The organism is Chryseobacterium taichungense, from assembly GCF_900109935.1.
GTDB classification, from domain to species: Bacteria; Bacteroidota; Bacteroidia; order Flavobacteriales; family Weeksellaceae; genus Chryseobacterium; species Chryseobacterium taichungense.
In genome coordinates this window covers 202,619-217,420 of record NZ_FOBV01000004.1, presented here as the reverse complement: position 1 = coordinate 217,420, position 14,802 = coordinate 202,619, and the positions used below count along the sequence as shown (strand labels likewise).

The 14,802-nt window shown below is 35.3% G+C and carries 14 protein-coding genes; 7 read left to right on the top strand and 7 right to left on the bottom strand.

Annotated elements, in window-relative coordinates:
• Nucleotides 1–54: 54 nt before the first annotated feature.
• Complete coding sequence (locus BMW64_RS10350; protein ID WP_089999894.1) at nt 55–1,341, bottom strand: N-acetylmuramoyl-L-alanine amidase family protein; 1,287 nt, start codon at nt 1,339–1,341, stop codon at nt 55–57.
• 65 nt (nt 1,342–1,406) lie between these two features.
• Here BMW64_RS10350 and BMW64_RS10345 point away from each other — a divergent pair, with 65 nt between their 5' ends.
• The 3 genes from BMW64_RS10345 to BMW64_RS10335 all read left to right on the top strand — a co-directional run bounded on the left by BMW64_RS10345 (nt 1,407) and on the right by BMW64_RS10335 (nt 4,896).
• Nucleotides 1,407–3,995: a putative LPS assembly protein LptD gene (locus BMW64_RS10345; protein WP_089999893.1), complete on the top strand. Its 2,589-nt coding sequence runs from the start codon at nt 1,407–1,409 to the stop codon at nt 3,993–3,995.
• Between the two features lie 68 nt (nt 3,996–4,063).
• A complete protein-coding gene (locus BMW64_RS10340; protein WP_089999892.1) occupies nt 4,064–4,444 on the top strand; it encodes a RidA family protein in 381 nt (126 codons plus the stop codon).
• Nucleotides 4,444–4,896, top strand: coding sequence for a hypothetical protein (locus BMW64_RS10335; RefSeq protein WP_089999891.1), 453 nt, complete (start codon nt 4,444–4,446; stop codon nt 4,894–4,896). The genes BMW64_RS10340 and BMW64_RS10335 overlap by 1 nt, the downstream gene beginning before the upstream one ends.
• 65 nt (nt 4,897–4,961) lie before the next feature.
• Here the strand turns inward: BMW64_RS10335 and BMW64_RS10330 are convergent, their stop codons facing one another.
• Complete coding sequence (locus BMW64_RS10330; protein WP_089999890.1) at nt 4,962–6,494, bottom strand: trypsin-like peptidase domain-containing protein; 1,533 nt, start codon at nt 6,492–6,494, stop codon at nt 4,962–4,964.
• 351 nt (nt 6,495–6,845) lie between these two features.
• Here BMW64_RS10330 and trhO point away from each other — a divergent pair, with 351 nt between their 5' ends.
• Together trhO and BMW64_RS10320 are read left to right on the top strand one after the other, a co-directional pair.
• Nucleotides 6,846–8,213: an oxygen-dependent tRNA uridine(34) hydroxylase TrhO gene (trhO, locus tag BMW64_RS10325; RefSeq protein ID WP_089999889.1), complete on the top strand. Its 1,368-nt coding sequence runs from the start codon at nt 6,846–6,848 to the stop codon at nt 8,211–8,213.
• A gap of 33 nt (nt 8,214–8,246) precedes the next feature.
• Complete coding sequence (locus BMW64_RS10320) at nt 8,247–8,795, top strand: 5-formyltetrahydrofolate cyclo-ligase (protein ID WP_394332260.1); 549 nt, start codon at nt 8,247–8,249, stop codon at nt 8,793–8,795.
• On the opposite strand, the gene BMW64_RS10315 is transcribed toward BMW64_RS10320, so the two are convergent.
• Both BMW64_RS10315 and BMW64_RS10310 read right to left on the bottom strand, forming a co-directional pair.
• The gene (locus BMW64_RS10315; protein WP_089999887.1) at nt 8,741–9,325 is read right to left on the bottom strand and encodes a hypothetical protein; all 585 of its coding nucleotides are present in this window, start codon (nt 9,323–9,325) and stop codon (nt 8,741–8,743) included. The genes BMW64_RS10320 and BMW64_RS10315 overlap by 55 nt on opposite strands.
• Nucleotides 9,309–10,472, bottom strand: a complete 1,164-nt coding sequence (locus tag BMW64_RS10310) for a hypothetical protein (RefSeq protein WP_089999886.1) — start codon at nt 10,470–10,472, stop codon at nt 9,309–9,311. Before BMW64_RS10310 ends, BMW64_RS10315 begins: the two co-directional genes overlap by 17 nt.
• 184 nt (nt 10,473–10,656) lie before the next feature.
• Here BMW64_RS10310 and BMW64_RS10305 point away from each other — a divergent pair, with 184 nt between their 5' ends.
• Complete coding sequence (locus tag BMW64_RS10305) at nt 10,657–10,926, top strand: hypothetical protein (protein ID WP_089999885.1); 270 nt, start codon at nt 10,657–10,659, stop codon at nt 10,924–10,926.
• A gap of 83 nt (nt 10,927–11,009) precedes the next feature.
• Here BMW64_RS10305 and BMW64_RS10300 read toward each other — a convergent pair whose 3' ends face one another.
• Nucleotides 11,010–11,777 carry a TrmH family RNA methyltransferase gene (locus BMW64_RS10300; protein WP_089999884.1) on the bottom strand — a complete coding sequence of 256 codons (768 nt, stop codon included), beginning with the start codon at nt 11,775–11,777 and terminating at the stop codon, nt 11,010–11,012.
• Nucleotides 11,778–11,862: 85 nt separating this feature from the next.
• The gene (gene rmuC / locus BMW64_RS10295) at nt 11,863–13,371 is read right to left on the bottom strand and encodes a DNA recombination protein RmuC (protein WP_089999883.1); all 1,509 of its coding nucleotides are present in this window, start codon (nt 13,369–13,371) and stop codon (nt 11,863–11,865) included.
• 161 nt (nt 13,372–13,532) lie between these two features.
• Between rmuC and BMW64_RS10290 the strand changes: the two genes are divergently transcribed.
• The gene (locus BMW64_RS10290) at nt 13,533–14,192 is read left to right on the top strand and encodes an SGNH/GDSL hydrolase family protein (RefSeq protein WP_089999882.1); all 660 of its coding nucleotides are present in this window, start codon (nt 13,533–13,535) and stop codon (nt 14,190–14,192) included.
• Between the two features lie 7 nt (nt 14,193–14,199).
• Here BMW64_RS10290 and BMW64_RS10285 read toward each other — a convergent pair whose 3' ends face one another.
• Nucleotides 14,200–14,793 carry a hypothetical protein gene (locus tag BMW64_RS10285; protein ID WP_089999881.1) on the bottom strand — a complete coding sequence of 198 codons (594 nt, stop codon included), beginning with the start codon at nt 14,791–14,793 and terminating at the stop codon, nt 14,200–14,202.
• Nucleotides 14,794–14,802: the final 9 nt, after the last annotated feature.

Genomic DNA, 14,802 nt, shown 5'->3' with positions numbered 1-14,802 from the left:
ATTTTGAGGTTGCAAAAGTAACTATTAACTTTTTAACTTCAAAATTTTATCGTGTTATTTAGACACTTTTTGAATGACCGTATTCTTAATTCCTTTAGCTTCAAGATCTTTCTGAAGTTTTACTGCATCTTCCAGTGTGAAGACTTTTCCGTACGTATAATAGAAAACACCGTTTTCCTTGTTTCGGTCAACGTCTTTCAGGGTTTGAAGAATGAATGAGTTACCGTTCAGTTTGTCTCCCGTGTAGACTTCAATCGTGTAATAGCCGGTATTCAGTCTCTGATTTGGCATAAATCCAACCGCATAAGCATTTCGGAATCCTGCGTCTTTTGCTGTTTTGATATTGATATCTTTTACAGAAGCCAGGTTGGTTACACCATAATAGTATTTATATTGTCCGTTTTCTTTAATAGGTAAAATATAGTTCAATCCTTTAAGAGCCGGATCCCCATCGTTGTATTTTGTTGGAGAACTTAATAATAAAATTCTGAAATCATTTTTCAGGGCAACTTCTACAGGTTTTTCAGGTTCTGGTTTTTTTGTAGAAACGGTGTATCCTGATTTACGGTCAACCGCTTTTTTATAATCAATAACCGCCTTATATATACTTTCTGCAATTTCCTCCTGACCTTTATCTGAAGCCAGGTAATGACTTTCTTCCGGGTGATTGATAAATCCTGTTTCTATAAGTACGGAAGGCATGGCATTCATACGAAGTACGTGCAGGTTTTTCTGCCATACGCCTCTGGATGTTCTTTTATCTTTGTTGACGAAATTTTCTTCGACCAACCCTCCCAAAAGCAAACTTGATTCAAGATATTTACTTTGCTGAAGCTTCAGGGCAATAAGCGATTCCGGAGAACTCGGATCGTAAGAACCAAAGGTCTGCTTATCCTTTTCATCTAGAAAGATCACATCATTCTCTCTCTTGGCAACTTCCAGGTTGGTGTCGTTCTGATCGGGCCCCTGTACAAAAGTTTCTGTTCCGTAGGCTGTTGGCTTTTTAGAAGAGTTACAGTGTATGGAAATAAAAAGATCTGCCTTACTTCTGTTAGCCAGGTTGGTTCTGTCAGAAAGAGAAGGGTATTCATCTATTTTTCTTGTATATATTACTTTAAAGTCTTTGTTCTTTTCAAGCATCGCCCCTACCTTTAGGGTAATAGCGAGGGTAATGTCTTTTTCTGCAATTCTGCCTATGTCTGTATAGGTTCTGTTGGCTCCGTGGTCATTTCCCCCATGTCCTGCGTCGAGAACAATGGTGAATTTCTTTTGCGAAAAAATAAAGTTGATCGAAAGAATAAGGAGAAATGATAAAATTATTTTAAAATTTACTTTGTGCATCCTACAGTTTTAAAAATTATATTAATTTTGAGCCTTAATTATATATCATAAATATAACAAATAAATTGGCCAAAACCGTCTCCAAAAATATATTACAAATTTTAATTATCCTAATTTTTAACAATTTTTTAGCACAGGAAACTCCTGGAAAATTGACTGAAAATACGGCTAATGATACTATTCCCAAGCAAGATACGATCGTTCTGAAAAAAGAACCTCTCGAAAGTGTTCTTCAGACCAAAGCAGACTATAACCGTCGGGATTTTCAGAAAAAAATGATCTATCTCAACAAGAATGCCCAGGTAAAATACCAGGATGTGCAGATCGATGCAGACTATATCTCTATTAATGAGTCTAAGAGTCTCATGTATGCCCGTGGGAAACAGGATTCTTCAGGAAAATATATAGAACCTGCTGTAATTACACAGGCCGGCAAAAAGTATGAAACCGATGAGTTTCAATACAATACAAAAACCAAAAAAGCCATCGCTTTTAACGCCAGAACGGAAGAAAGTGAAGGGGTAATTGTTGCTGAAAAAACAAAGAAGTATAATGATTCCGTTTTTGCGATGAGACGGGCGAATTATACCACCGATGATTATTTCATTAAAAAGAAAGATACCGCGGCAGATTACCATTTACGGGCTTCAAATATTAAATTGGTGAAGACCAAAAATAAATCCTCCATTATCTCAGGACCTATTCAGATGTATATCGAGCAGGTTCCTACACCGCTTATCATGCCTTTTGCAATTTTACCTTTTTCGGATAAAAGATCAGCAGGTATTCTTATACCGAGTTTTGGGGAAAGACAGGACGTTGGGTTTTTCCTGAATGGACTGGGGTATTATCAGCCGATTGGAGAGCATTTTGACCTTAAAATTCTTTCAGATATTTATACGAAAGGAAGCTGGAACTTACGCCCGGAAATGAACTATGTGAAAAAATACCGTTATTCGGGTAATTTTTCTGCAGATATTGGAACGGCAGTACGAGGGATTAAAGGTCTTGATGACTATGGCAAAACAAGTACTTACAGAATTGCATGGAGACATACACAGGATACGAAAGCAAATCCTTTTCTGAATTTTTCAGCGTCTGTGGATATCGTGAGTACGAAATTCTATAACAATACGCTGAACAACAATTATATTTTAAATCAAAATGTATTAAATACCCAGCAAAATTCAACGGTTACCATTACCAAAAGGTTTTTGAAGCTACCGTCAACCATTACAGCAACGGCTTCTTATTCCCAGAATTTTGCTACCGGATTATCAGATCTTCGTTTGCCACAGATGAACGTAGCTATTAATCAGTTTTATCTTTTTGGATCAAAAACGGGAACGAGAACAGGATTATTGGAAAACATTACAGTAAATACGGGTCTTAATCTTACCAATTTCGTACAGACTAATGAGGGAGAGCTTTTCACTGCAGCCATGTGGGATAAAATGCAAACCGGACTTAAAAATAATATTGCTCTAGGGACCAATACTACGATTGCAAAATATTTTACTTTCAGTTTAGGAGCGAATATTGATAATGCTCTTACAACTAAAACCATCAAAAAATATTATGATCCTTTATTAAACAGACCGGTTACTGAAACCAATAAAGGGATATCGGGATATTCTACATTTTCTACAACAGCAAGTATTCAGACCACTTTATATGGGCAGGCAAATTTTAAAAAAGGTTCGGCCATTGAAGCGATCAGACATATGGTGACACCGAGCATAGGATTTACTTATTCTCCGGATTTTGGTGGTTCAGGGTTTGGATATTATAAAAATTATTATGACGCAAATGGAGCTTTAACGCCCTATTCTATATTTGATGGAGGAATCATCGGAAGCCCGAGCAGCGGAATGGTTGGTGCATTAGGATTCAATATTGGAAACAATATTGAGATGAAAGTAAGGTCTAAAAAAGATTCTACAGGAGTAAAAAAACTGAAGATCTTTGAATCATTAAATCTATCCGGAAACTACAACTTTGCCGCGAAAGATCACCCGTTTTCTATTATTACCATTAACGGACAATCTTCGTTCTTTAATAATAAACTAAACGTCAATACAAGTTTGTCACTAGATCCCTATAAAATTGTCTATCTGCCGGGTCAGGATACCGGGATCAGAACGGAAGATCTTGGAGGATTCAGTGTGCAGGGATTCAATCTACAGCTCTCTTATCCGTTGAGCAGTGAAATATTTGGAGAGAAAACAGATTATGCCAAAAAATACAAAGCGAAAGGTGAAGTGAGAAATGAAAATTATTATTTTGACGATGATAATTATGCACACTTTGATCAGGCATGGACTTTAAATGTAAATGCCAATTATGCCTACACCAAAAGCTATGCTTCCAGAACTCCAACAAGGCTGGCTTCGGTAGGTCTTGATGGTAGTATAAAGCTTACCCCGTACTGGAATATCAATGGTAGCACCCATTATGATATGGTGACAAAGCAACTGGCGTATACCAGAATTGGTTTCTCCAGAGATCAGCGAAGCTTTACGATCAATTTCAACTGGGTACCTTTTGGACAGTACAAAGTGTATGATTTCTTTATTGGGATTAAAGCCAATATCTTAAGTGATGCCTTAAAATATAAAGACAGAAGTTTTACACAACCAAATGCACCATTCTAGCATTAGATTTGATATTTGATTATAGAAATAGAATATAAATTTTATATTTGCACCCAAAATAAATTCTAATGAAAAAAATAATCAACACTGTAAATGCTCCTGCAGCTATCGGACCTTACTCACAAGCCAATATGGCAAACGGGATTCTTTATATCTCTGGTCAGATTCCTGTAGATCCTACAACAGGTAAATTGATGGAAGGTATTGAGAAGGAAACGCATCAGGTAATGAAAAACCTGGAAGCTATCCTTACAGAAGCAGGAATGACTTTTAAAAATGTTGTAAAAGCTACCATCTTCCTAAAAAATATGGATGATTTTGCGGTAATGAATGATATTTATGCATCTTATCTTGATGCTGAAAGCTTCCCGGCTCGTGAAACTATACAGGTTTCCTGCCTGCCGAAAAATGTGGATATCGAAATTTCTATGATTGCTCATCAGGATTAATGAATTTTATAAGGAATACAATTGCGGTTATTGTAGGTCTTGGGATCGCCGGGCTTATTATTACTCTTGGTATAAGGGTGTTTCCGCAATGGGTTACTTTTGATGCTTTTGCTCCTTTTGAGCACTGGGAGAGATTTCTTCAAAGCATGCAGCACGATGATGCGTTCTTTGGCTTTCTTTTATTCATTTCTGGGTTGGCAACCACGATAGGTGGTGTAGCAACGGCAATGATTGTTAAATATGCAAAAGTAGCTTATGCTATTCTTATCGGATTTATCATGCTGTTCCTGGCTATGTTGGACGTTATCGTTTTTCCTTATCATCCGACATTCTATAAGATCTCTATTTTCCTTACTTTCTTTCCTTTCTCATGGATTGGAGGTAAAATAGTGGAAATTATTTATGAACGCCAAAAGAAAAAAAGGATCTCCGAAAAGGTAAATCAATCATAAATTAAAATAAAAATCGCTGCAAGACTGCAGCGATTTTTTGTTGATATGAAAGTTAAGTTGATATCTTAAGGCATTTTGAATCCTCTAGTATAAATTTGGCCATATCCATCCACGAATTTTACCGATACATTTCCTGAGTATTTGTCAAGAATCTTTTCAACATCTTTTTGTGAATTAACAGGCTTACCATTAATTTCCATTATAATGTATTCGTCTACAATTCCAATCTTAGCAATCTCACCACCTTCTGAAACATTTTTAGCGGTAACCCCACTACTTAGACCAAAGTTTGTTTTAATTCTGTCGCTAAGCGGTTCAAATTCTGCCCCAATTTTTTCAGTTACACTAAGGTCAGCCTTTGTTCTCGTGCTGGTTCCACCTTTCTGGTCTCTCAATGTAACGGTTGCAGTATTTTCTTTACCATTTCTCAAATAAGTTACAGCCACTTTATCTCCAGGACGTTTGCTGCCAATGGCAACAGATAAATCTGCAAAATCAGTGACTACTGTATTGTCAATTTTTGTAATGATGTCGCCAGATTTTAATCCTGCATCTTCAGCGCCACTGTTATCTCCAAAACCAGTTACATACACTCCAGAGCCCGCTTTAATATTGGCTTTTTTCTCTCTGTTATAAGCAGCTACCTGCATATCATTGGATAAATCTAAAGACTGTACCCCAAGGAATCCTCTTTGTACAATACCGAATTTTTTGATATCCTCAATAATCTTACGTGCTAAATTTGAAGGAACCGCAAATCCATATCCCTGATAATATCCTGTTGTAGACTGAATCGCTGAATTAATACCAATCAGATCTCCGTTCGTATTCACAAGTGCACCTCCTGAGTTTCCGGGATTGATCGCCGCATCGGTTTGAATGAAGCTTTCAATAGGATTAGCCGCTTTCCCTTGTGAGCTTAAAATTCCGATACCTCTCCCTTTCGCTGAAACAATACCCGCTGTAACAGTAGAATTAAGTCCCAATGGATTTCCGACAGCAAGTACCCATTGGCCTACCTCAATGTTGTCAGAATTGGCAAAATTTAAATAAGGAAGACCTTTTTCTTCAATTTTTAACAGTGAAATATCTGTGTTTGGATCTGTGCCAACCAATGTGGCGATATAAGATTTTTTGTTGCTTAAAACAACTTCCAGCTTATTGGCGCCAGCCACCACGTGATTATTTGAAATAATATAACCATCAGGAGAAATGATCACACCCGATCCCATTCCTGAAGGCATATTGTCCGGAGCCTGTTGTTGCTGTCTTTGTCTTTGCTGGCCCCTTCCTCCAAACGGATCTCCAAAAAAGAAGTCAAAAAGATCCTGTTCAGATGCGCGGTTTCCAGATCTGGACTGATAATTTTTAATAGTAACCACGGCAGGAACTGTTGTCTTAGCAGCTTTTACAAAATCATCCCCGACGGCAGCAGAATTCATCCCTGCAAAACTGACATTGGGTGCCGATTTTGTAAAATAGGACTGGTCCGGACTGTTGGAATCGTGGTTGAAATATTGTAGTGTTCCAACGGTAGTAGCTCCTGAAATAACTCCTACTACGGCAAATGGTAATAGTTTTTTTAAAGTACTCTTCATTGTATATCTTTTCTTTATTGTTTTTATTTATTGATTAACTTATCGTTTTATTGTAAACAAATTTAATGCTAAATAGGTATGCACTTGGTATTAATTGTTTCAGTTTTAACTAAAATTTAACAGCAATTGGAATAATTTATATATTATACAATAAATTTTAAAATCTCAATTAACTAAGATTAAAAAAAACTTAATGACATTATGACATATTGATGTTTATATTGTCATAAAGTTAAAAATCATAGGACTACAAAAACTATGGTTCCGGTTTTGGATTTAATAATCTTATTTCTGATTACATCAAAAATAATTATATTTGCAAAAATTTTTCTCACTTAAAACGTTTATAGCATGCAACTGTACAACACCTTAAGCGCAGAAGAAAGAGCTCGACTTATAGATGAGGCCGGAAAAGAGCGCCTTACATTATCTTTCTATGCGTATGCCAAAATTGAAGATCCCAAAAAATTTCGTGACGATTTATTTATAGCCTGGAACGCCCTTGATGCGCTTGGCCGTATATATGTAGCACATGAAGGAATCAATGCACAGATGAGTGTTCCTGCAGATCAATTTGAGGCATTTCGCGACACTCTGGAAGTGTACGATTTTATGAAAGGTATTCGCCTCAATGTAGCGGTAGAGCAGGATAATCATTCATTTTTAAAACTAACAATTAAAGTCAGAAACAAAATCGTTGCCGATGGATTGAACGATGAAACTTTTGACGTTACCAATAAAGGTGTTCATTTAAAAGCTAAAGAATTTAATGACCTGCTTGAAGATCCTAACACAATTGTTGTAGACTTTAGAAATCACTACGAAAGTGAAGTAGGGCACTTTGAAGGCGCTATTACTCCTGATGTTGAAAACTTCAGAGAAAGTTTGCCTATTATTAATGAACAATTGCAGGATTTCAAAGAAGATAAAAACCTTCTTATGTACTGTACCGGTGGAATTCGTTGCGAAAAGGCAAGTGCTTACTTCAAACACCAGGGTTTTAAAAATGTTTTCCAGCTGGAAGGTGGAATTATTGAATATACCAGACAGATTAAAGAGGAAGGAATAGCAAGTAAATTTATTGGTAAAAACTTTGTGTTCGATCACCGGTTAGGAGAAAGAATTACCGACGATATTATTGCCCAGTGTCACCAGTGTGGAAAACCGTGTGACAATCATACCAATTGTGCAAATGATGCCTGTCATCTCTTATTTATCCAGTGCGATGAATGTAAAGCTGCAATGGAAAACTGTTGTTCAACGGAATGTCAGGGCATTATCCATTTGCCATGGGAAGAACAGGTTGAGCTAAGAAAAGGCCTTCAGGTTGGAAATAAAGTTTTCAGAAAAGGAAAATCTGAAGCTTTAAAATTCAAAAAATCCGGTGATTTGCCAGATAAGCCCTTAGCAAAAGCTGAAATAAAGGATATCCGTCAGAAAATCAAAGTTAAAAAGACGTTGGTCGGAAAAGCAGAGCATTATTTCTCAAAATCTAAAATTGCTCAGTTTTTAATTGAAAATAATGAGCTTTCTGTGGGAGATAAAGTTTTGATTTCCGGGCCGACAACAGGAGATCAGGAAGTTACAGTGTCACAGATTTTTGTGAATGGTAGCTTTAGCGATGTGGCAAAACCAGGAGAGCAGATTACTTTCGAGTTGCCTTTCAGAGTACGTCTTTCTGATAAATTATATAAAATTCTTGACACCGAAAACGCATAAGTCATGCTAAAAGCGGAGCTTAGAAAAAAATATATGCAAAAAAGAAAAGCCTTGTCAGATGATGAGGCTTTCTTGTTATCCGAAGCTATTTTCAAAAATTTTGTTGAATATTTTAAACCTGCTTCAGGAGACAAAATTCACCTATTTATCCCAATTGCTAAATTCAAAGAAATTGATACGCAGTTGTTTATTGATTATTTTTTCAGCCGGAATATCAGTGTTTTTGTTCCTAAAATAGTGGATACAAAGCTGATTTCGGTAGAAATTTTTAATAATACAAAATTTGAATTTAATCAGTGGAATATTTCAGAGCCTGTTTCGAATGAAAATTCCGGAGTTTTAGATTTCGATTATATCATTACACCATTGCTTTATGCTGATAAAAATGGCAACAGAGTAGGATATGGCAAAGGCTTTTATGACGGTTTTTTTGAAAGTATCTCTAAAGAATCAAAAAAAATCGGAGTCAATTACTTTAACCCCGATGAAAATATCGATGATGTTTGGGAGAACGATATTCCGTTGGATTATCTGGTAACTCCTACAGATGTACTGTCTTTCTTCAATAAAGGATTGGAATAAAAATTCAGAAAGAAAAATTTGAATTCTTTTTTCGTATTAGGCGTAGAAACAAGAATGTATTGTGCATTTTTCTCGAATGTTCCCAATGATTTATTCTTGTTGTCAAAATATTCCACATTGAATTTTGCAAAATCCAAGGTGTCCTGATTTTGGATGTCTTTGTAGACTTCGAGGTTATTTACCTTTACGCTTTTTACTTTCAGGCTGTCGAGTTCACGAAAGAGATTTTTGAATGTTGCACTGTCAGGCTTATGAAAATAGCTTTGCATCTGGGAAAAAATCAGGGTATCTATTTCAGTATTTTTGTTTCCCGATAGGTATAGCGTTGAAAGATCAAGAAGTTCCTGTACCTTTTGTTTGGTGATGTAGTTGATTGCTTGCGCACTGTCCATCTGTACGGCAGGATATGTTTTGGTATTATTGCTGTTTCGGAGTTTATCCAGATCACTGATTTCCGTTTTTTTATTGTTGCAGGAAACAAATGCGAGAAGCAATAAAGTAAAAATTAAAAAGTTATTTATTCTTTTCATCTGTTGCAATTTTAAATTTGATGGAGATGATTTTTCCGTTGTTATCTTTTTTCATTTCTATTACACTTAAATTCTTCAGTGAAGTGGTTGGGGTTGTTACCAGTGTAATATATTTCTGTTTATCTAGTCTTTCTATGCCGTAGATATTATTGTCATATATCTGATAAATGACAGCATTGCTGCTTATAAGGCTTTCAAGCTGGTTTCTTTTTCTTTTAAGCTCTTCAGGATCACCATTGGCATCTTTAATAGAGAAATAATACGCTGCCATTTTGTAATCATCCGGTTTCAGCTCGATAATTTCCTCATCTGGTGCGTTTTCGAGACTACGGTTGATTTCTAAATACTCATAGAATGGTGAGCTGATCTGCATTTTCAGGTTTTTATCCTTCGTAGAGTAATAAAAACATTCTCCAGGTTTTATTTTATAAAGAATAGGAGATTCATTTTCCTTAATTACTTTTATTTCTAATGTATTCACAACACCAACTCCTCTATCTGCATCCGTAAAACAATATTTGTAGGTTTTTGAAAAAAGAGCATCTTTGAAACCTAAAAGACCAGTGAGGACAACCAAAACCGAAGTTACAATAACCCAAACATTTTTTTTGATGAAGTTTTTTTTAGATTTTACCTGTCCCGGATTTGTAGTTACTGATTTTTCTTTATTTTGATTAATTGATTGATTTTCAGTAATTGATTTTTGTAAATCTGTATTTTCCTGTGTGTTTATTTCCTGTTTTTTAAGTAAAATGTCGTTATCGGGAAGGATAGGAGCCGAAGAAACTGTCTTTTGAATTTCCTGAAGCTCTTCCTCGCTCAGCTCTTCATCATTCTGCAGCAATTCATCTGCAAAAAGATGTTGTTTTTTAAATTCGTACCAGGAATCGTAACCCGCATAAATACTCAATAAATTGAGCATATCAATACGGGGAAGTTTTGTAACAGGTGAGTTTTTAAAATAGGTGTAAAAAGATTTTTCGCTAATGTTTCCTTTAGCCTTTTTACGAAGATCTTCCTGAAAATAGATGATATCAATTCCCTTCCATTTTGAAATTTCATCATAGGAAGGGGTGTATTCTTTCAAATATTGAGCCTGTACATCCTTTTTCAGCTGCTCAAAATGTAATAGATCTAAATCCGTCAATTTATTTTAAAATAATTAAATTATTGATTATCAGTTGTATTTATTTGTAAAACTGTTTTACAAAGGTATTACAATTATTTTTCATAAACAAATTTTCTATCTGCTATACCTTTGTCTTGTTCAAATAACCGAACAGAGAAAAGATTTTATAAAACAATATTAACAAAATTAAATTTAATTTATTATGAAAAAGTCATTATTCGTAGCTGCTATCGCTGCAATCTCTCTAGTTGCTTGTAAAAAAACTGAAGCTAACACTACTGAAGGATCTGTTGATTCAGTAAACGCTACAGCTGATTCAGCTACTGCTGCTATCGATTCTACAGCTAACGCTACTGTAGATACAGTAAAAGCTAACGCTGATGCTGCTAAAGATTCAGTTAAAGCTGATGCTAAAGTAGCTAAAGAAGAAGTTAAAGCTGAAGCTAAGAAAGAAGACGCTGCTAAAAAATAATTAAAGCACGCTTTAAAATAAAAGAACCGCTCACCCAGTGATGCGGTTTTTTTATGCTTATATATCATCAATAGTGGATTGTATTATGATTTTTTCTGTCTCAGCGTTTCATAACAGGTAATCGCGACCGCATTACTCAGGTTAAGGGAATCTATGCTTCCGCTCATTGGGATAAGTGTATTTTTTCCTTTATTTATCCAAAATTCACTTAAGCCTGAATGTTCCGTTCCAAATACAACAGCGGATTTCTCTTTGAAATCTCTTGTGTAAAGATCCTGTGAGCTTTCATCCATAATGGTCGTATAGATTTGATATCCGTTTTTGTTAAGAAACTCTATGGTCTCCTCATTATCAGCCTGAAATACATTCATTCCGAAAAGGCAACCTACACTTGAACGTATAACATTAGGGTTGTAGAAATCAGTTTTTCCATCAGATACAATTAGTGCATCAATCCCGAACGCTTCACAGCTTCTTAAAATAGCCCCCAAATTGCCGGGTTTTTCAACACCTTCAACTACAATGATGGTAGAATCTTTTTTAGGAGCGAAAGAAAGAAGGTCTGATGTTTTTGTATTGTAAATACCGATAATGCCTTCCGAACTCCCACGATAAGCTATTTTTTCATATACTTTTTCACTTACGAAATGAATTTTCCCTTTTGGTATTTCTTTCTGAAAGATATTTTCACAGATGAAAAATTCAACAGGTTCAAATCCGAAGGTCTGTGCACGCTCGTTTTCCTGCTGCCCTTCAACGGCAAAAACATCTGATTTTTTTCTAAACCTGTTGTCCGTAAGAAGTTTGGTGATATATTTTACTTTTTCGTTCTGAAAGCTTTCTATTAACATTCCACAAAATTATGTAAAATTATCTTTAAGATACTTTTAAATCAGATTTAGAAAAGAAAAACTCCGGTTTTGGGGCGGAGTGAGTTTATTCACCTGAGATATCCAGATAGGTTTGCGCGTTATCGATCAGGCTTTGAGGAAGATCTTTTTTGTTTTTTATTCCCAGGGCTCTTAGCTTTTGTGTCTGAATTACAAGATTGTCATTTCCTGTAGAAAGCTGTTTGTAGGCTTCATTATATACATTCTTTGCCAGATCGAGATTCTTACCGACCTTTTCTAGATTATCGACAAATCCTACAAACTTGTCATAAAGTCTGGCTCCTCGGTCTGCAATTTCCATGGAGTTTCTGTTCTGATACTCACGTTTCCAGAGATCGGCAATCAGTTTTAATGAGGTGATCAGGTTGCTTGGATTGAGCAGCAAAATTCGTCTGTCGTAAGCATAGTTCCAAAGGTTTTGGTCTGCCTGCATGGCGGCAATGTAAGCGGGCTCACTCGGAATAAACATCATTACAAAATCCAGTGACTTTCCGTAGTCATCATATGCTTTCTGGCTAAGCTGGGTGATATGATTTTTAATGGATGACAAATGCTGATTAATCTTTATCTGGTAAATATCCTGATCGGTTTCATCCACAAGTTCCGTGAAGGCTGTGAGAGAAACTTTAGAATCAATGATTACATTTCTTTCATCCGGATATTTTACAACGGCGTCAGGGCGCATTTTTTTGCCGGAGAATTCAGAGAAGAGAGCTTTGTTGTCTTCATCACGAAGTTCATGCTCCAGAAAATATTCCCTTCCCTTTACAAGGCCGGATTTTTCCAGGATACTTTCCAAAATCATTTCACCCCAGTTGCCCTGTGTTTTGCTTTCTCCTTTTAAGGCACGGGTCAGCTTTTTTGCATCTTCGGATATTTGTTGATTGAGTTCTGCCAGTTCCTTTACTTTTTCCGCAAGAGAAAAACGTTCTTTATTTTCTTTTTCATAAGCTTCATTCACTCGGTTCTTTAAATCAGCTATTTTCTCCTGAAAAGGCTCAAGGATAGTTTTTAAATTATTCTGATTTAAAGTGGTGAATTTCTCTGCTTTTTCCTCAAGAATTTTATTCGCAAGATTCTCAAACTGTAATTTAGATTCTTCCTGAATTTTTGTGATCTCTTCTTTTTGGGTTTCAAGAGATTTCTGCAGGCTTTCATTGATGGCAGAAAGTTCTGAGTTTTTTGCAAAAAGAGATTGCTTTTCTGTCAATAGACTTTCGATTTGAGACGTTTGTTTTGCATGCAGTTGTTTTTGCTCCAGGAATTGAGTGTTTAATGAAGCGTATTCTGCCGAAATTTTGGAAAATTCATTTTTAAGATCATTCATTAGATCGGCCTGCTGCAGATTCAATTCTTTATCATCAATAATATTTTGATTCAACTCCTGAATTTTGAGATTTGAATTTTCAAGATCTGCACGGGTCCTGATGTAAAGATTGTTCAGCTCGTCAAAAGAATTTCTTGAAATCATTGATGATTTCGAGGCAAAATATTGGATGATCGCTCCGATTATTCCTCCTGCGATACAGCCTATTATTAAATACATGATCTCCATTTTTCAAAATTACAAAAAGGAAAATTGATTTCTTTTACGGGAAACCGTAAGTTCTATTTTATTAATGATTTTTCTTTAAAATTCTTTTAAGTAATGGTTTTAATTGTTTCAAAACGTATATTTGTTTTGTTGTTTCATCAATTTAAATATAAAATACATTTATGAAATTGTTAATTATTACAACCCTTATTTTTTCATCAGTCTTATCAGCGCAGGATTTTGCCAATTATGCAAAATATGAAAAGCAAAATCAGGAAGTTTTATCTAAAAATATAGCTCCGAATACTGTATTCATGGGAGATTCTATTACAGAAGGCTGGTTTTCTACGGATCCTTCATTCTTTACTAAAAATAATTTTGTGGGGCGTGGAATTAGCGGTCAGGTGACTTCTCAAATGCTGTTACGATTCAGGGAAGATGTTATCAATTTAAAACCAAAACGTGTCATTATTCTTGCCGGGACGAATGATATTGCCGAAAATCAGGGATCTATTTCTCTGGATAAGGTTTTTGGAAATATTGTTTCAATGGCAGAGCTGGCAAAGGTGAATAGTATTAAAGTTGTTTTATGTTCCGTTCTTCCTGCTTATGATTTTGGCTGGAGAAAAGATATGCATCCGGCGGAAAAGGTGATTGCTCTCAATAAAATGATTGAGGGGTATGCAAAAAAGCACATCATTCCTTATGTGGATTATCATTCCGAAATGAAAGATTCTCGAAATGGGCTTGACAAAATTTACACGGAAGATGAAATTCATCCGACGGCAAAAGGGTATGAAAAAATGGAAGCAATCTTAATGAAAAAACTGAGTAAGAATTAACTGAATTTTAATTAGAGATAAAAAAGAGGAAATAAAAAACATTCAACAAGGTGGCTACAAAAGTTGCTATAAAAACTACAATATTTTCTCTTGTCTTCCTTACAATCATTCTTATAATCCAATAATTTATTATATACACAGGGATAAGGAGAAAAAAATGAAATGCTATTAAGAATTTCATTGTATAAATAGCTATTGTTAGTAAAACAAAAGTGATTATAGAGGAAATAAGAGCAGCATAAAAGCTTTTTAGTATTGTTATAGAATCAACTTTTAAATTTTCAATGTTTTGATGAATATGTGCGTACTTAATTTGAACAAGTTCTTCCATATCTTTCTCCGATAACAGATCTGAACTTATTAAAGAAAGGCATTCTTGTTTTGAACATTTATTCATGTAATGTTGATGAATTTCTCGTATAAGTCTGTTCCGTTCATTCTGGAGTTTTTTCTGATTTTCTATGGTCAGCTCGAAATCATTAATATTTCCTCTCTTTGAAATTTCATCTAAAAGCTCTTGGCTGGCTTTGCCTTGGTAATCCAATTGATTCTTGTAAGATTCAATCAGATCTTTTTCTGAAAATTTACTATAAAAACTCACTTATAAATT